The following is an 18,623-nucleotide window of genomic DNA, read 5'->3' on the forward strand; positions in this document are numbered from 1 at the left end:
ATTGTTTTATATTTGGTTTTGTATGGATTTTCTTAATTTATAATTTTGCGGGCAGCAACTTTACAGCTTTATTACCCGTTTAACATTCAACCTTCAGGTTGCTATATAAATAAATTATGCTAATTTTAGCGTGTGTTTTCTACTATAATAAGCTCTAATAAATGATTCACAGATACGCTACTTTTATTAAAGCAGTGAACCTTACCATTGACTATATTATACTTAATATAAGCATGGTGATTTCTTACTTCATCGAAGACAGATCGTATATTTTTTGGATAAGTAACAGGAAATATCTGCCTATTGTATTGGTGTTTAATTTAATCTGGTTACTATCTGCTAACATCACTGGCTTATACGAACATGTTTTAAACAAAGACTCCATAAAAACTTATCGGGGTGTAATTAAAACCTATCTCTTGTTTGTAAGCTTTATTTGTTTCACCATCATTATATTGATAGGGACAAAGGCCTATTTTATAACCCGCGAGTATTTGTTTTATTCACTGGCATTGTTTGGCTTTTTGTTGGGGCTATGGAAACTGGTGTTCCTCACCATACGTAAAAGTGATCGCGCTTCATTGATTGATACAAGGGCTGTAATTATTATCGGCGGGGGCAGAATAGGGTCAGATCTGTATAGTTTTTTTAAACTAAACCCCGAACGTGGCTATAGCCTGGTTGGTTTTTTTGATGACGGTACCGAGCATATTATGGATAAACGCCTTTATTTAGGCGGAACCGAGGATTGCATTAGCTGGGTGCTCAATAATAAGGTTGATGAGATATTTTGTACTCTTCCTAATTCTGAAGCCCAAACTATCGAAAAGCTGATGCTTGACGCCGATAAAAACCTCATCAGGTTTAAATTTATTCCCGAGTATTATGATTATGCCAAGAAACCAACTTTTATACAAAGTTTCGGGCATATCCCGGTAATATCAGTAAGGCCTGAGCCTTTAGAGAATATGCTGAACCGGTCAATTAAGCGATTATTTGATGTAGCTTTTTCCCTGTTCATCATTCTGTTTATTTTTAGCTGGTTGTTCCCTATACTGGCCATTTTGATCAAACTGGAATCAAGGGGCCCAATATTCTTTGTGCAGGAACGCTCGGGCCGCGATAATAAGCCATTTAAATGTTACAAATTCCGCAGTATGCGGGTAAATAAAGATTCTGATAAAAAGCAGGCTACACGTGGCGACTCACGTATCACTAAAACCGGGGCCTTTATCCGTAAAACCAGTATTGACGAATTGCCTCAGTTCTTTAACGTGCTTTTAGGTAATATGTCCGTAGTGGGGCCAAGGCCACACATGATCAGCCATACGCAGCAATACTCTCAGTTGATTGATACTTTTATGGTAAGGCACTTTCTTAAACCTGGTATTACCGGTTGGGCCCAGATCAAAGGGCTAAGGGGCGAAACCCAAACCACCCAGGCCATGCTGGAGCGTGTTGAGGCCGATGTTTGGTATCTGGAAAACTGGTCGTTCCTGCTGGATATGAAGATCATCTTCCTGACCGTTTGGAATGTGGTGAAAGGCGAGAAAAACGCGTTTTAACATGGCTGTTTTTCACGATCAGCTCAATCGTGTGGTCAGTTTGCCGGCAGTTCCTAAAAGGATCATATCTATAGTACCGTCACAGACAGAATTATTGTTTCATTTAGGACTTGATGCCGAGGTTATAGGCATTACCAAATTTTGTATTCATCCGGAGGATAAATTTAAAGCCCGAACTAAAGTAGGGGGTACCAAGCAGTTGAATATTGATCAGATAAGGGCCTTGCAGCCAGACCTGATCATTGCTAATAAAGAAGAGAATGAGCGCGGCCAGGTAGAGGAGTTGATAAACATTTGTCCGGTTTGGATAAGTGATATCCATGACCTCGATAGCGCCCTGGAGATGATCAGAGCTGTAGGGTTACTGGTAAACCGTGAAACGGAGGCCAATGCTTTATGCAACGATATTGTTAGTCGCTTTAATAACCTGGCATTACCCGTCACAAATCTCAAAGTAGCTTATTTTATCTGGCGTAAGCCTTATATGGTTGCCGGTAGTGATACTTTTATTGACAGTATGCAGCAAAAGTGTGGACTAACTAATGCCATTAATCAAGACCGGTACCCGGAAATAACTTCTCAGGAAATAATAGCAACTGATCCCGATCTGATCTTTTTATCATCAGAACCATATCCCTTTAAGCAAAAACATATAGACGAATTTAAGCTGATGCTGCCCAATGCAAAAGTTATCCTGGTTGATGGTGAAATGTTTTCGTGGTACGGCAGCCGTTTATTATATGCACCGGATTATTTTAGGACTATTATGCAAGCCTTAACATTAAATTAATGGCAACGAAATGAGGGGGATAGCTAAAAAACTAAAAAATTGTTTTAAAATTTAGCTTTAAACACTATCTTTGCGACCTGTTAAAAATCCTAATGCGGAAGTGGCGTAATTGGTAGCCGCACCAGACTTAGGATCTGGCGCTTCACGGCGTGGGGGTTCGAGTCCCTTCTTCCGCACTAACAGTTTAAAACCCGGTCAATTTGGCTGGGTTTTTTTGTTCCCATGCTGTTGAAATTCAATATATTTACTCTCAAAGCTTTTATTATCCTATATGAAAAACATTTACTTGTTGATCCTGAGTTTTTTTTCAATTACAGCAAGCGCTCAAAATGCTGATTCGGTATGGTTTGTAAATAATTATATTAAAAAAGAAGTAACCATACCAATGCGGGATGGCGTTAAGCTTTTTACATCTATTTATATACCAAAAGATCAATCGGAAAAACACCCCATATTGCTTACCCGAACCCCTTATTCCGTTTCGCCCTATGGAGCAGCTTATAGGGCATATTGGCGCAATTATATGATGCGCTACTGCCGTGAAGGCTATATTATGGTTAACCAGGATATTCGCGGCAAGTACATGAGTGAAGGTGTATTTGAAGTTGTAAGACCATTTAATCCCAATAAAAAAACAAATAAAGATATTGATGAGGCAAGCGACAGTTACGACACCATTGACTGGCTTGTGAAAAATATTGATAATAATAACGGCAACGTTGGCGGGATAGGTATATCGTTCCCCGGCTTTTATGCCACTATGATAGCGTTAAGCGGGCATCCGGCTCTAAAAGCAGTTAGTCCGCAGGCACCGGTTACCGACCGTTTTTTTGGAGATGACGACCATCATAATGGTGTATTAATGCTGATGGATGCTTTTGATTTTCATGTGGGGTATGGCTTTAGCGCACCAAGCCGTACACCGTCAACAAAAGGGACTAAAGGTGTTAATATTAGCTATAAGGATAATTACGATTATTATTTAAAGATGGGTGCAATGCCCCATTTTACTAAACTGAGTGGGGACACCATGAAATTTTGGAGCGATATGATGAACCATCCCAATCTGGATGCCTGGTGGAAAGCCCGTGATGCCCGTAGCGGAATAAAAGATGTTAAACCAGCTATGTTGATTACCGGTGGCCTTTTTGACGCCGAAGATGGTTATGGTGCCTGGCATACTTACGATGCTTTGGTTAAACAAAGCCCTGCAACCAATAGCAAATTGATAATGGGGCCCTGGTATCACGGGCAATGGGCCAGTAAGGATGGCACTCATTTAGGAAATGTACAGTTTGATAGCAATACCTCCCTTTATTACCAGGATATGGAAGTTCCATTCTTTAATTATTATTTAAAGGGGAAAGGAGCCGACACCTTAAGTAAGGTAAATGTTTTTTTCTCAGGTGAAAATAAATGGCGCAAATTTTCGCAATGGCCGCTGGCTGACATTAAACAAACGTCCATTTATCTACAGGCAAATGGTAAATTATCATTTAAAGCTTTAAAAAGCACAAAACCTACGTTTGATAGTTATGTGAGCGATCCCGCCAAACCTGTGCCTTATGCAGAAAAAGTACATACCTACCGCACCCGTGAATATATGGATGATGATCAGCGTTTTGCTGCCCGCCGTACAGATGTGCTGGTTTATGATACAGGGATATTAACCGATGATATAACATTAGCCGGCCCGGTGGTTGCCGACCTGATGATCAGCTTATCAAAAACAGATGCAGATTTTGTTGTAAAGCTGATAGATGTATTTCCTGAGGATACACCAGTTAACCCGGTTACTAAATATCCTATGGGAGGCTACCAGATGCTGGTACGTGCAGAAATTATGCGGGGTAAATTTCGTAATAGCTTTGAGAAACCCGAGCCATTTGTGCCCGGCAAACCAACACGGGTAAAATACACCCTGCCCGATGTTGCACACACCTTTAAAAAAGGCCACAAAATAATGATACAGGTACAAAGTTCGTGGTTTCCATTAACAGACAGGAACCCACAGCAGTTTGTTGATATTAACCATGCAAAGGATACCGACTTTGTAAAAGAAACTGTTAATGTTTATCATAACAGTTCGAAGATCATATTGCCTGTTATTAAATAAAATAAGTTTTAACTATTTGTAATAACTTCAACCATAAGAGTTGCGTATGTTGATTGACAACAATTGAGCGAAGATTAAAACCCTTAATCTTGATGCCTGAGTTTTAATTGTAGTTGATTAGCAAAGTTAATCTATCTTTGGGGCTTAAATTTTCTAATTATATTTTCATGGCAAAAGCATCCGAAATTAAAGTAGGTAATATACTACGCTTCAACGGCGAACTGGTAACCGTAACAGAAGTACTGCATCGTACACCAGGCAAAGGCGGAGCATTCTATCTGGATAAGTTTCGTAACATAAAAACAGGAAAAATTGTTGAAGCCCGCTTAGCTACCGACGAGCAGGTTGAAATTTGCCGTGTAGAAACAAACGATTTTCAATACCTGTATGAAGATGGCGATGCCATGGTGATCATGGATAACACTACTTTCGAACAGCATAATATCCCGAAAGCGCTTTTCGGACCCGCGGTGAAATTCCTGAAAGAAGGGATGAGCGTAATCGTTTCGTTTGAAAGCGAAGAACCGATCATGGCGGTAGCACCCAACTTTGTGGAGCTGGAGATTACCTACGCCGAACCTGCCGTTAAAGGTGATACCTCATCTGGCGCGCTAAAAACAGCGACTACAGAAAACGGAATAGAAATTAAAGTGCCTCTCTTTGTAAATCAGGGCGATAAAATAAAAGTGGATACCCGTACCGGCGAGTACGTTGAGCGGGCTAAATAGGTAAATATCTATCAATTTAAATTAACACATAAAAAGCTCCTTAATTACTTAAGGGGCTTTTTATGTGTTGCGCAGAACCGTACAATAGTAAAGTTTGTAATTTCTATTGATCAAGAAATAAAACTGCAAAAATCTGACACTTTCGTCAAAAACTACGCTAAATATTTTTTCACAAAAACTACAGTTGTAGTTGTGTAATTACAATAATAGTTTTATACTTGTATTATGAAACGACTAAGCGAAAAAGAAGAAGCCATAATGCAGGCGGTTTGGAAGTTAAAAAAGGCATTTGTTAAGGAAGTGCGCGACGGCCTGCCCAACCCAAAACCTCACATCAACACAGTAGCAACCATGATGCGCCGATTGGCCGACAAGGGCTTTTTAAAATATGAAGATTTCGGAAGTACCTACCGATATGCAGCGGTAATATCTAAGATGGAATACACCAGGAAATTTGTGAGGCCGCTTTTAGCTGGGCTGTTTGGTAATTCCATGAAAAACGTGGTATCGTTTTTTGCCGAGGAGGATGAAGTATCCTTAGATGAGCTAAAAGAGATCATTAAAATGATAGAGGATAAGAACAAATAAATTTCAGTACCATGGAACCATTAGTTATGTACCTGTTAAAGGCCAATGTGGTGATGTCCATATTGTTCCTGTTTTATTTATTGCTGCTTAAAAACGATAAGTCATTTACGCAGAATAGGTTTTACCTGCTATTCAGTTTAGTATTATCGATGTTTTTGCCTCTTTTGCCAGAGTTGAGTTCTCCTCATTTCGAGCCGATCCAGCGCCAGATAACAACGGCCAACCCGTTAAACGACCTGTACACAACTATTGGTAATTCGCAAATTGTTACTCATCCCGTTAACAATGCTTACGTTGCCGTTAACCAGGGCTTTACACGTCCTTCGCTCATGCAAATTTTAGCTGGTGCTTATTTATTAATTAGTACTGTTTTGCTGGCAAGATCGATCATAAAAGTGCTTAAGATTAGCATCATGATCAAAAACACCAATAAACAATTTATAGATGGCATTTACTATTGCACTTTTGATGGAACTGCTCCGTTTTCATTCTTCAATTACCTGGTCATCAACAAAGAACTTTTTACCGATAGTGAACTCCGGCAAATCATTGCGCATGAAAATGTGCACATACGGCAATTACATAGTATAGATATATTATTTGTGGAACTGGTGCATGCTATACTATGGATCAACCCACTATTGCTATACTTAAAACGCTGCATCAAGCTCAACCATGAATACATTGTTGATCACGAAGTGATCAACAGCGGTGTTGATAAAAAAAACTACCAGCTTAGTATTTTGTACAACTCACTTAAAACCAACCAGGTATACCAATTAACCAACCTATATAGTTCTTCAAAAATTAAACTCCGTATTAAAATGATGAATTTAAAAAAATCACCTAACGCAAATGCGTACAAATATGCATTTGTATTGTTACTGGTTGCGGCCAGTTATTTCCTTATCAATCCCTTAAACGCAAGCGTACTACCGAAAAATGTGATCGGAACAACGCAAGGCCTGAAAAAATTTGAGGGTTATTACGAGTTGAAAGGCAAAAATGGGGCCTTAATACAAATTATTGCTATCGGCAAGAGCGTTGTTTTAAAACAACTATGGGATAACAGGAAAATTGACTTTACCGCTACCGGCCCGCTGACGTTTTCAACAAAAGAAAACGTCTCATTTACCCTCCAATTTACCAGTGACAATGCAGGCCACATCACCCAGGTTTTGGCTTTTGGAAAAGATGTTTGGGTTAAAAACGATAACTATCATCTCCCTGTCGAAGTAAAATTAATTGCACAAGACCTTAAAAAATTTGAGGGCTATTACGAGCTTAAAGGTCAAAAAGGAACCTTTATACAAATCTCCTCTGCCGGCAATGGTCTTGTTCTAAAACAATTATGGGATAATGAACAAATTGATTTTGCAGCCAAAAGTCCGTTAGACTTTTTTGCAAAAACGAATCCCGGTTTTACCCTTCAATTTACCAGCGACAATGCAGGCGGCATTACACAGGTTTTAGCCTTTGGAAAAGATGTTTGGGTTAGAAGTAATAATTACCATGCCCCTGTTGAAGTAAAATTAACTGCACAGGAGTTGAAAAAATTCGAGGGCAAGTATGAGTTCACGGAAAAAGAAGGAACTTTCATACAAATCACCTCTATCGGTAATGGATTAGTTTTAAATCAATTATGGGACAACAAACAAATTGGTTTTGCTGCCACGGGCCCATTAGACTTTTTTGCAAAAACAGCGCCTGGTTTTACCCTCCAGTTTACTGGTAACAATTCCGGCGGCATTACCCAGGTTTTGGCTTTTGGAAAAGATGTTTGGAAGAAAGTTAATTAACCTCAGTAAGCGCTTACCTGAAAATGAAAAGGCTCCCTTGTACTGTAACCTAATCAGATAAAACATGCAAAGGTGTCAGCAGATCCAACAGATCCTGCCGGGACAAGGCTTTGAGGATGTTGGTATCTGTTTTAACCAGATCATGAACCAGGTCCCTTTTGTTTTCCTGTATCTGCATGATCTTTTCTTCTACTGTGCCGGGGCAAATGAGTCTAATGGCCACAACTCTTTTGTTTTGGCCGATGCGGTGCGCACGGTCAATAGCCTGGTTCTCGACAGCCGGGTTCCACCAGGGATCGATCAGGTAGATGTAATCGGCTTCTGTGAGGTTAAGGCCTGTGCCGCCCGCTTTCAGGCTGATGAGGAATACCCGGCAGCCATGATCCTGTTGAAAGGATTGTACTACAGCTTCGCGATTGCGGGTTTTGCCGGTTAATTGAACAAAGGAGATCTTTCGGCTAAGCAATTCTTTACTCACCAGATCAAGCATGCCGGTGAATTGCGAGAATACCAGTATTTTATGCTCCGGGGATTTACTTTCTATCTGTTCGATCAGCGTATCAATCTTGGCCGACTCCTTGCCGGGCAACCTGTCGCCGCTCAATAAAACGGGCGAATCACAGATCTGGCGGAGTTTGGTAAGACCCTTTAATACATTCATTGGGCTTTTCTTCAGCTCTTCATTGTTGATAGCCGAAATATATTCCCTGAACTCCTTTTCGTAAGCATCATAGATCCGTTTTTGTTCGGCCCCCATTTCACAATGCAGCACCATTTCTGTTTTCTCCGGCAGATCGCCCGCTACCTGCTCCTTGGTTCTTCGCAGAATAAAGGGTTTTATCTTTTTCTGTAATTCGGCAGCACGGATACTGCTCTTGAACTGATCGATAGGCGTGGAGTAGATATCCTTAAAATATTGTTTACCACCCAATAAACCGGGACAGGCAAAGGAAAGCTGACCATAAAGATCAAAAGTATTGTTTTCGATGGGGGTGCCGGTTACTACAATTTTGTTGCGCGATTTTAATAAACGTGCAGCCTTATACCTTTGCAATGATGGATTTTTAATATTCTGAGATTCATCGAGAAAGATATAATTGAAATGATAGTCCTTCAGGAAACGAACGTCGGAAAGCATGTTTCCATAGCTCGTGAGAATAACTTCGTACCGGTCAAAATCATGGATCTCTTTTACCCGGTCGGCGCCATAAAGGGTATGCAAGCGGATGGAAGGGGCGAATTTCTGTATTTCCTGCCGCCAGTTAAAGATCAAAGAAGTAGGTACAACGATCAGGTTGGTGTTCTGACCAACTTTTTTACGTTGCGACAGGATAAAGGCGATCACCTGTATAGATTTTCCGAGCCCCATGTCGTCGGCCAGGCAACCACCAAAATTAAAATCGTCCAGGAAATTAAGCCAGTTTAATCCCTGATGTTGATAGGGGCGAAGGGTACCCAATAGCTCATCCGGTACATTAACAGGAGTAATGGTTTCAAAGTTGGTAAACTTCTCACGGTAGCTTCTCAGATCCTGTTTAACTTCCTCGGCTAAAACTTCGGCATCATAAAGCTCTTCAATGGCAGTAAAATTTATGTTAGGCGTATGTAAAGTATCATCAGTAGCTACCTCACCAGCATTAAAATAACTTTCAAATTTAGATATCCATTCTGCAGGGAGGATGCCCAGTGTGCCATCATCAAGCTGTACAAATTTACTTTTGTTGCGGATGGCTTTATGCAGGGATTTTAAGCTCGCCTTTTTTTGACCATACTTGGCCTGTATAATGGTATTGAACCAGTTCATGCCGCTCAGCACTTTAATATCGATACTGATTTTGTAAGGACTAAGGCGGTTGCCTTCTATCTCATTAAAGCCCAATACGGTGATCTGTTGATTACGCCATTGTTCAAAAACATCCAGAAACCAATCCTCATTCAGGAAATGCTTTTTGTGCAGATAAAAATAGTACAGGTCATCATCAGCCTGTTCCTCAAAATAAGGATGCTGCCTGATCAGGCTGGCTATAAAGGCCTTTTCTGCAGGTTCATTACGCTGTACCAGGAACTCTTTCCCTTTGGCATCGGTAGCATAGATATTTCTTTTGGTACGCACCTGTATTTCGGCTTCCCCGTACCGCATTACCGGGATCAGCATCACATGGTTCCCAAAATCCGACAGGTAGATGATCTTTTCAGGATCCTGGTTAAAGCCCAACTGCTCCAACTGCTTAGGTGTGGCAGTCTGGATATGCTGATATTTTACATCAATAGTATCCTCCAGTTTACCGAGCCACTGGCTTTTGATCAAAGGATATTGGGATTGATGAACCAGGAGATTGCCTGGCCTTTGTTTCAGGAAACTCATCACATTCAGAGCCTGCAGATTATCGGCCAGGTATAAGGTACCGCCATTTAGTAAAAAATAACTGAACATAATACGCTGGTCTTTCAGCGTGTGGCGTTCGCCATTTATATTGATATCAAGTGACAGTTCAAAAAAAGATCCGTCGGGTTTTACACGTAATTGCACCCCCTGCGGGAGTTGGGCTACGTTGACCGGTATCAGTGAAGAAGCGCTTACTTTTTCACCCTTTTCTGTATCCTGATAATAAAAAGGATAACCCATTGGGTTTTTGACAATAGCCCGCAAAGCCGCCAGATCCGTTTCTGTCCTTTTGCCGGTAAGGTTATTTTGGAACTTGCTGATGCCGGTATAGAACTTCAATTCCTCGTGATCGGTAGTTTTCCAGACCAGGTCCATAGGCTCCAGTCGGTTCAGCGGGTTTTTGAGTTTCCCTTCTTTGGTCAGGCCCGAGGTAAATAGTTCGACATGCAAATATTTATAGTATTTATGTTCACGAATGACCACAAAGTATGTTTGTTCATTATCGGTTGGAGAGGAAACCGGTGCTTGTTCCGGGCCGGAAGATATCATCGTACGCAGGGTGTTCAGACTTTCTTTGGTTACCGGGAAAAGATCGGGTGAGTGCGGGCTGATCACCAGTTTATTAAAGAGCAATTCGATCCGGAAAAATTGATCTGGGTCAGGCTCGTTTTCCAAACCATAAGGTATGGCGGCATTTTTTAGTTTTTGATGGCGCAGGCGCGTATTAAAAAAAACGGCAAACTCATCCTTCCGCAGAATGGTTTGTAATACCAGCGCTTCATGCTCACATAACTTGCCCGGCTCGCCGGGACAAGCACAAGTGAGCAATAATTGTTCAGCATCCTGTGATACAGTTACGGTAGGGAAGGCGGCATTTTTAGGTTGATGAAATACACCTTCGTTAACCGCTAAACTGATAGGTGAAAGGTATTGGCCTGTATCATCCTCGGTATAGAAACTGGCCGGGTTATGTTGAGCAATATCCCTGCTGGTCATCGATTCCAGGTTAGTGCCTCTGAAAATAAAATGATGGTTCCCGTCCTGTGTTTCTGTATCGCTCAATGTTTTGCCCTGTATGAAATAATGAGAGCGAATTTAGGATAAAAAAATAGATGTGCAGATGTGCGGATATGCAGATGTGCAAATGACACTAAGGAAAATGACAAACTTATTTAATCACATGAAATACTTAGCCCCGGGTGGATTTACATGTAAACCCACTATATGATGGTGTAATTAACTTAACTTATTGATTAATAATTTATTATATTTATGTTGACCATAAAATGTGTAAACCATGTAAACCCAGTTTGTAACAAAATGTCCCGCCTGTTCAGGAGTTATCCCTAATCCCATTTTTCAAGCTGTATTTTTCATTTTTAAGATATGGCTGTGTCCATTGCAGGGCTATTTTGCTTCTTTGGCCGCTTTGGCAAACGAATACCAGTTTTTTATCGATGGGTAGTATATTTATGGATTCCTGTAATTCGTATAGGGGAATGTTTACGCCGCCTATATTGTAGTCATCAAACTCATAGGTTTCGCGTACATCAACAAGATAAATCTCATCAGGGGATTCTGCCAGCCAATTGGTTAGGGTTTCCATGCTAATCTCACGATCGACTGATATCGTGTGGTTCGCAGTTGCAGGTGCTAAAATTGCCTGTTTTTGTTTGGCTATTTTATATATGCTCATGCTGTTATCCAACGCGTTCATGCTGAATAGTTTACCAGAGAGTGTTTCGCCTATGCCGCAAATGATCTTGATGGCTTCGTTGGCCATGTAAGTACCGATGATACCCGGAAGCACACCGATAACGCCTGTTTCGGAACAATTGGGCACTTCGTTTTCGGCAGGGGGCTCTGGAAATATATCCCGGTAATTTGGCCCCTCCTGGTAATTGAACACGGATACTTGTCCTTCAAACTTAAAAATAGAACCAAATACCGAAGGCTTGTTTAAAGCCACACAAGTATCATTCACTAGGTAACGTGTAGTAAAATTATCAGAACCATCAACGACTATATCATATCCGCTGATCAGTTTTACTGTGTTATCGATACTTAGCCGTTCCTCGTAAGCTGTTAGTTCTACGAAAGAGTTTAACCATTCCAGCTTTTGTTTAGCCGTTTCGGCTTTGGATTTCCCAACATCGGCAATGGAGTATAAGATCTGTCGGTGTAGGTTGCTGATATCTACCACATCATCATCAACAATGCCTATATGGCCAACACCTGCAGCCACCAGGTATTGTAAAACCGGGCAACCTAAGCCGCCTGCACCAATCATCAGCACCCTGGCTGCTTTTAATTTCTCTTGACCAGTTATACCTAACTCAGGTAATATGATCTGGCGGTTATATAATTTCAGTTCTTCACGTTCCAACATTTTTTTAAGTTTTGAACTTCTATGCTAAACAATTATCCCAATCCTTCCACACCGGTTCGTAGCCCTGCTGTGTGATCACTTTGGCAATTTCGGCTGGACTCCGTTCGTCTGAGATCTCAAACTGCTCCAATGATTCCGGTTCAACCGCGTAGCCGCCTGGATTGGTTTTTGAACCCGCGCTGATGGAGGTAATGCCCAGTTTGATGATATTATTTCTGAAATGAGGTGATTCGCGGGTGGAGATCGACAATTCCACTTCTTCATTAAACAAACGGTAGGCACAGATCAACTGAACCAGCTCACGGTCGTTCATTTCTACCTTAGGTTCCAGGCCACCGCTAAAGGGGCGCAATCGGGGAAACGACAGACTGTATTTGCTTTGCCAGTATTTTTTTTCGAGGTAATTTAAGTGCAGGGCGGTAAAAAAACAATCGGTACGCCAGTCCTCTAAACCAATCAACACTCCTAAACCCATTTTATGGATGCCTGCCTGCCCAAGCCTGTCGGGGGTTTCCAGGCGGTATTTGAAATTGGATTTTTTTCCTTTGGGATGATGTTTCTTATAATCTTCGCGATGGTAGGTTTCCTGGTAAACCAATACCGTGTTTAAACCGTAGGGTGTCAATTGCTCATAATCTTCCAGATCCATAGGCTGTACCTCCATTGAGATATGTGCAAAATGTGGCCGGATAAGCTCCAGTACTTTTTTAAAGTAATCTACATGAACCGTAACGTTGTCCTCGCCGGTTACTAAAAGTACGTGCTCATATCCCATATCCTTGATCACTGCAACCTCCTGCATAATTTCCATGGGCGACAGCGTTTTGCGCCTTACCTTATTATCATAGCTAAAGCCGCAATAGGTGCAAATATTACTGCATTCGTTGGATAGGTAAAGCGGCACATACATCTGGATCACCTTGCCGAAGCGTTTAAGGGTAAGCTGCTGACTAAGCTGCGCCATTTGCTCCAGGTAAGGGGAAGCAGCCGGTGAAACCAGTGCTTTAAAATCCTCTAGTGTACGTTTGGTGGCCGACAAAGCCTTTTCCACATCGGCACCGGTTTTGGCGTAGATGCTGGCTTTTACCTCATCCCAGTTATAGGTTTCGAAAATATCGTTAAAGCTATGCATCTAAAAAAGAGGTTAAAGGACTGCTGGCAACGGCGTGTGAAACAGGGGAGGCCAGTTTGGCTTCAAAAGCCATCCGGCCGGCCTCTACCGCAATTTTAAAAGCTGCGGCCATCCGTACAGGATCACCGGAAACGGCTATAGCGGTGTTGACCAATACGGCATCCGCGCCAATTTCAAGCGCCCATGCAGCATCAGATGGTGAACCTATCCCGGCATCAATAATAACAGGCACATTGCTTTGTGCTATGATGATCTCTAAAAAATCAATGGTTTTTAAACCTTTATTACTGCCAATCGGTGAACCAAGGGGCATCACGGCGGCTGTACCCGCATCTTCCAGGCGTTTGCACAAAACTGGGTCGGCATGGATATAGGGAAGCACCACAAAACCCATTTTGGCCAGTTCTTCAGTGGCTTTGAGGGTTTCGATAGGGTCCGGCATCAGGTATTTGGGATCGGGATGGATCTCCAGTTTTATCCAATTAGTTTCCAAAGCCTCGCGCGCCAGTTGCGCCGCGAAAATAGCTTCTTTGGCATTGCGTACACCCGAAGTATTGGGCAACAGGTTAATATGCGGGTATTTCAAACGGATCAGCAGATCGTCCTGTTCATTGTTTTTGACATCAACGCGCTTTAGGGCTACCGTTACCAGTTCGGAACCCGAAGCCACCAAAGCTTCTTCCATTAATGCAGATGAGCTAAATTTCCCTGTTCCCGTAAACAGACGGGAACTGAAAGTTTTATCGGCTATTTTTAACATTTATACTTCTTTTAAAACGTTCATGTGTAACTGCCGGTAGATATGTTGGGTAGTTTGTGCCGCATCGGCAGCATGTGTAATTGCTCCTGAAATGGCCACACCATGTACACCAGTTTGCATGATAGCCGGGATATCATTCGGTTCAATTCCACCAATGGCTATAATGGGAATATTGATACCGCCTGATCTCACCCGCTCTAAAATTTCCCGGTAGCCTTCCAATCCTAAAATCGGACTTAGCTTTTGTTTGGTTTTGGTAAACCGATAGGGCCCCAATCCAATATAATCAGCGCCTTCGGCAACTCTTTGTTCAATGTGCTCAAATGTATTGGCTGTTCCGCCGATGATCATTTGGTTACCTACTATTTGCCGTGCCTGGGCAATGGGTATATCCTGTAAGCCGAGGTGTAAGCCATAAGCTCCGGCTTTTAGCGCGATTTCCGGATGATCATTTACGATGAGTTTCGCATCAAATTCTTCGCATAAGGCCCGCGCCTCCAATGCATATTCAATGATCACGTTTTCGGGCTGATCCTTTACCCGGAGCTGGATCCACTTACAACCGGCAAGCAATGCGGCTTTTATAGCGGTGATGTGCGTTTCGTTTGTTGGTTGCTGCGATATATAATGAAGTTTATCAATCATGTTTGGTTTATTAAAAGATGTTCCTGTAATTTTCTAAAGATGGCAACAGCTTGCACGGGATCGTTCCATATTGTGCCCAAAACAGCTGCCCCATCAAAACACATGTGTTTTAGTTTATCCAGATTCGAGCGTTCCACGCCGCCTAGGGCGATAATCTTTGGTTGAATGTCATCTCGATTTATTCGAAAATCTTTTGTCAGTTTACTTTGATAACCCGGTTTGGATATGCTGTTAAATACAGGCCCGAAAAGGGTATAATCAAATGGCTTTAATGAGCTCAAGTCAGTTATATCATGAATTGATGTACTCAACACATATCCTTCTTTTTTCTGAAGGATCAACTTATCCTGTTCAGTAGCCAATCTATGTTTTTCCGTATAATGCAGCCTTTTGATATCAAAATCCAGAGCGATGCGATGATGCTGATGTAATGCGATATACGGATGAAAAATCTGATCGATCTGTCGTAACAGATCAATCAGTCGCTTTTCATCCCAATCAGGTTTCCGCAAATGAAAACGCGTTAAACCGGCCTCAAACAATTGGTTGATTATCGTGGCCTCATCGGTTACCTGATCGGGACGTGAAATAACTATTAGTTGCATATACCCCCTCTAAATCTCCCCGGAAGGGGAGACTTTTGATTTACTATTTAATTAACCTCATTGACTCCTAAAGCCCTCCCTTCCGGGGAGGGTTGGGTGGGGTCTACAGGTATATCTCGCTTCCTTTCTCCGTAAACTCCTTTGATTTTTCCTCCATGCCTTTTGCCAATGCAGCAGCCTCATCTACACCATTTTCTTTGGCATACTCTCTTACATCCTGCGTAATTTTCATCGAACAGAAGTTAGGGCCGCACATCGAGCAGAAATGGGCGATCTTAGCACCATCGGCAGGCAGGGTTTCGTCATGAAATTCGCGTGCGGTATCAGGATCGAGCGAAAGATTAAATTGATCTTCCCACCTGAATTCGAAACGAGCTTTACTTAAGGCATTATCCCGGTATTGCGCACCGGGGTGGCCTTTAGCCAGATCTGCCGCGTGGGCCGCTATTTTATAGGTGATCACCCCGTCTTTTACATCTTTCTTATTGGGCAAACCCAAATGCTCTTTAGGCGTAACATAGCACAACATAGCGGTGCCAAACCAACCGATCATGGCAGCGCCAATGGCCGAGGTAATGTGGTCGTAACCGGGGGCAATATCTGTAGTCAGCGGACCTAAGGTATAAAAAGGGGCCTCACCACAATGCGCCAGTTGCTTATCCATGTTTTCCTTGATCATGTGCATAGGTATATGGCCAGGCCCCTCTATAATGGTTTGTACATCATGTTTCCAGGCAATTTTTGTGAGTTCGCCCAGGGTTTCCAGTTCGCCGAATTGCGCGGCGTCATTGGCATCGGCAATACAGCCAGGTCTTAAGCCATCGCCTAAGGAGAAAGCCACATCATAAGCTTTCATGATCTCGCAGATCTCTTCAAAATGGGTGTACAGGAAGTTTTCTTTATGATGGGCCAGGCACCATTTAGCCATGATAGAGCCACCCCGGGATACAATACCGGTGATGCGTTTAGCTGTGAGTGGCACGTAGCGCAACAGTACACCGGCATGAATGGTAAAGTAATCTACACCCTGTTCTGCCTGTTCAATCAACGTATCCCGGAACAGCTCCCAGGTGAGGTCCTCCGCTTTTCCGTTTACTTTTTCCAGGGCCTGGTAAATGGGAACTGTACCAATAGGCACGGGCGAATTACGGATGATCCATTCGCGTGTTTCGTGGATGTTTTTTCCGGTCGAAAGATCCATGATGGTATCTGCCCCCCAACGGCAGGCCCAAACCGCCTTTTCTACTTCCTCTTCGATGCTGGAAGTAACGGCCGAGTTACCTATGTTGGCATTGATCTTCACCAGGAAATTACGACCAATGATCATCGGTTCAATTTCGGGGTGGTTAATATTAGAAGGGATCACCGCACGCCCTGCGGCAACTTCCGAGCGTACAAATTCGGGTGTAATATAGCCTTTTGGCGTATTTGCCCCAAAGCTATGGCCCTGGTGCTGATGGCTCATGACCTCATATTGTCCGTTCAACTGTTCTTTTAACAGATCGATACGCTGATTTTCGCGAATGGCTATATATTCCATTTCGGGGGTGATGATGCCTTTCCTGGCGTAGTGCATTTGTGATACGTTCATGCCCGGTTTTGCCCGCAAAGGTTTGCTTACATAAGCAAAGCGCAGCTCATCCAGGCTGTTGTCATTTAAACGCTGCTGTCCATATTGAGAGGATATGCCGTCTAACTGCTCTACATCGCCCCGGTTCATGATCCATTGCTCACGCAAACGTGGCAACCCTTTTTTCACATCGATAACTGCATCGACATCGGTATAGGGGCCGCTGGTATCATAAACGGTAACCGGGGCGTTGGGCTCTGTTTCGCCAAAGCGGCCATGCAATTTGGTATCGCTTAAACTGATCTCGCGCATGGCTACCTGGATGTCATGCAGTTGGCCTTTTACAAAAACTTTTCTGGAGCCCGGGAACGGATCGGTAGTTAATACCTGATCGGTTGGAATTTTTTCTTGCTTCATCCTTATACAATTATTGAATTATTGATTTAGTGAATTAGTGATTTTTATCATTGGGGAATTTCAATGATCGTTTCATTTGCACACCCGCACATTTGCATATCTGCTTTTACCCCCCCTGAGTTGCTTTGATAATGACTATTTGATCGTTGGGGCTGATGTTGTGATCAGTCCACTTGGCCCGTGGAATAATGGCCTGGTTGATGGCTACGGCAATGCCTTTTGGCAAAGCGTCGAATACAATAGTCAGCATTTGCTGCACATTGCATACATCGGTAACCTGGTAAGTTTGTTGATTTACGGTGATTTCCATTCTTCATCTAAAATTTCGACTTTAGGAATGGCCCCGTTTACATGGAGGAAAGAAAAAATAACCTTACAGGGTTATCGTCACTTTTCCCTTCGGCAGTACTAACTGCATCAGGTTCAAAGGGTATTATCTCAGTCCATTAAAGGACACCCCTAAAGTTGCGGTAAACTTATAAAAAAATAGATAATTCAAAGAGATATTTATTTTTTTTAAATTTCTTTTGATACTGCTGACATAAGGTTGTCACTGGCCGTTGGTTTCTTTGTTCTATCAAAACAAAAGGAACCATGGAAACAAATGCAATTCAACAACAAGTAAACAATTCAACCGCTCAGCTTATTTCACCAGAAGCTTTATTAAACCACTGGCAAGGCCATCGCAAATTAACCCGGAAAGTTATTGAGGCCTTTCCCGAAGATAAATTATTCAATTATTCTGTAGGAGGGATGCGTTCATTTGGTGTGATGGTTATTGAAATTATGGATATAGCTCATTATGGTATTGATGGTATCATCACCGGGAAGTGGAATGCCCTGCTTGATCATTCTTCAGGCAATATACCGACACAACCGAAAGCCGAAATTTTGAAGCAATGGGATGAGATCACAGCGCAAATTAATGAATACTGGCCCCAAATTTCAGTAGAGCGTTTTTTAGAAGTAGAACTGGCCTTTGGAGCTTATGAAAATCAAAATATTGGCACTATACTTTATGCTATTGATAACGAGATCCATCACCGCGCGCAAGCCTACGTTTACCTGCGTACATTAGGTATTGAGCCACCTGCATTTTGGGACAGGTATTAAGCTGACCCTATAAATCAAAA

15 protein-coding genes, 1 tRNA gene and 1 riboswitch are annotated in these 18,623 nt (G+C 42.3%); of the genes, 8 read left to right on the forward strand and 8 right to left on the reverse strand.

The features are described from left to right. Positions 1-161 precede the first annotated feature (161 nt). The 7 genes from BLR84_RS17315 to BLR84_RS17345 all read left to right on the forward strand — a co-directional run bounded on the left by BLR84_RS17315 (position 162) and on the right by BLR84_RS17345 (position 7,586). A complete protein-coding gene (locus tag BLR84_RS17315) occupies positions 162-1,565 on the forward strand; it encodes an undecaprenyl-phosphate glucose phosphotransferase (protein ID WP_090470639.1) in 1,404 nt (467 codons plus the stop codon). A gap of 1 nt (position 1,566) precedes the next feature. Next, the gene (locus BLR84_RS17320) at positions 1,567-2,355 is read left to right on the forward strand and encodes an ABC transporter substrate-binding protein (protein ID WP_090470641.1); all 789 of its coding nucleotides are present in this window, start codon (positions 1,567-1,569) and stop codon (positions 2,353-2,355) included. Between the two features lie 94 nt (positions 2,356-2,449). Further along, a tRNA-Leu gene (locus BLR84_RS17325) sits at positions 2,450-2,531 on the forward strand. A 95-nt stretch (positions 2,532-2,626) separates the two neighbouring features. After that, positions 2,627-4,471 carry a CocE/NonD family hydrolase gene (locus tag BLR84_RS17330; protein ID WP_090470643.1) on the forward strand — a complete coding sequence of 615 codons (1,845 nt, stop codon included), beginning with the start codon at positions 2,627-2,629 and terminating at the stop codon, positions 4,469-4,471. 167 nt (positions 4,472-4,638) lie between these two features. Beyond that, positions 4,639-5,199: an elongation factor P gene (efp, locus tag BLR84_RS17335; RefSeq protein WP_090470644.1), complete on the forward strand. Its 561-nt coding sequence runs from the start codon at positions 4,639-4,641 to the stop codon at positions 5,197-5,199. 225 nt (positions 5,200-5,424) lie between these two features. Then, positions 5,425-5,787, forward strand: coding sequence for a BlaI/MecI/CopY family transcriptional regulator (locus BLR84_RS17340; RefSeq protein WP_090470646.1), 363 nt, complete (start codon positions 5,425-5,427; stop codon positions 5,785-5,787). Between the two features lie 11 nt (positions 5,788-5,798). Continuing rightward, positions 5,799-7,586, forward strand: coding sequence for a M56 family metallopeptidase (locus BLR84_RS17345; RefSeq protein ID WP_090470648.1), 1,788 nt, complete (start codon positions 5,799-5,801; stop codon positions 7,584-7,586). Between the two features lie 49 nt (positions 7,587-7,635). Here the strand turns inward: BLR84_RS17345 and BLR84_RS17350 are convergent, their stop codons facing one another. From BLR84_RS17350 to thiS, 8 genes are all read right to left on the reverse strand, one after another. After that, positions 7,636-11,034 (reverse strand): DEAD/DEAH box helicase, encoded by a 3,399-nt coding sequence (locus BLR84_RS17350; RefSeq protein ID WP_255366972.1) that lies wholly within the window; start codon positions 11,032-11,034, stop codon positions 7,636-7,638. A 271-nt stretch (positions 11,035-11,305) separates the two neighbouring features. Next, a complete protein-coding gene (gene moeB, locus BLR84_RS17355) occupies positions 11,306-12,361 on the reverse strand; it encodes a HesA/MoeB/ThiF family protein (protein WP_090470652.1) in 1,056 nt (351 codons plus the stop codon). Between the two features lie 19 nt (positions 12,362-12,380). Next, positions 12,381-13,493, reverse strand: a complete 1,113-nt coding sequence (thiH, locus tag BLR84_RS17360) for a 2-iminoacetate synthase ThiH (RefSeq protein WP_090470654.1) — start codon at positions 13,491-13,493, stop codon at positions 12,381-12,383. After that, a complete protein-coding gene (locus tag BLR84_RS17365) occupies positions 13,486-14,253 on the reverse strand; it encodes a thiazole synthase (protein WP_090470656.1) in 768 nt (255 codons plus the stop codon). Before BLR84_RS17365 ends, thiH begins: the two co-directional genes overlap by 8 nt. Then, the gene (locus BLR84_RS17370) at positions 14,254-14,898 is read right to left on the reverse strand and encodes a thiamine phosphate synthase (protein WP_090470658.1); all 645 of its coding nucleotides are present in this window, start codon (positions 14,896-14,898) and stop codon (positions 14,254-14,256) included. Continuing rightward, complete coding sequence (locus BLR84_RS17375; RefSeq protein WP_090470659.1) at positions 14,895-15,503, reverse strand: thiamine phosphate synthase; 609 nt, start codon at positions 15,501-15,503, stop codon at positions 14,895-14,897. Before BLR84_RS17375 ends, BLR84_RS17370 begins: the two co-directional genes overlap by 4 nt. Positions 15,504-15,606: 103 nt before the next feature. Further along, positions 15,607-17,490 carry a phosphomethylpyrimidine synthase ThiC gene (thiC, locus tag BLR84_RS17380; protein ID WP_090470661.1) on the reverse strand — a complete coding sequence of 628 codons (1,884 nt, stop codon included), beginning with the start codon at positions 17,488-17,490 and terminating at the stop codon, positions 15,607-15,609. A gap of 106 nt (positions 17,491-17,596) precedes the next feature. Beyond that, positions 17,597-17,800 (reverse strand): sulfur carrier protein ThiS, encoded by a 204-nt coding sequence (gene thiS / locus BLR84_RS17385; protein ID WP_090470662.1) that lies wholly within the window; start codon positions 17,798-17,800, stop codon positions 17,597-17,599. A 67-nt stretch (positions 17,801-17,867) separates the two neighbouring features. Beyond that, a riboswitch (TPP riboswitch) is annotated at positions 17,868-17,961 on the reverse strand. Positions 17,962-18,084: 123 nt separating this feature from the next. Between thiS and BLR84_RS17390 the strand changes: the two genes are divergently transcribed. Then, a complete protein-coding gene (locus BLR84_RS17390) occupies positions 18,085-18,603 on the forward strand; it encodes a DinB family protein (protein ID WP_090470665.1) in 519 nt (172 codons plus the stop codon). The last annotated feature ends 20 nt before the right edge of the window (positions 18,604-18,623 follow it).

The sequence above is a fragment of the Mucilaginibacter sp. OK268 genome, assembly GCF_900103125.1.
In the GTDB taxonomy this organism is placed as follows: domain Bacteria; phylum Bacteroidota; class Bacteroidia; order Sphingobacteriales; family Sphingobacteriaceae; genus Mucilaginibacter.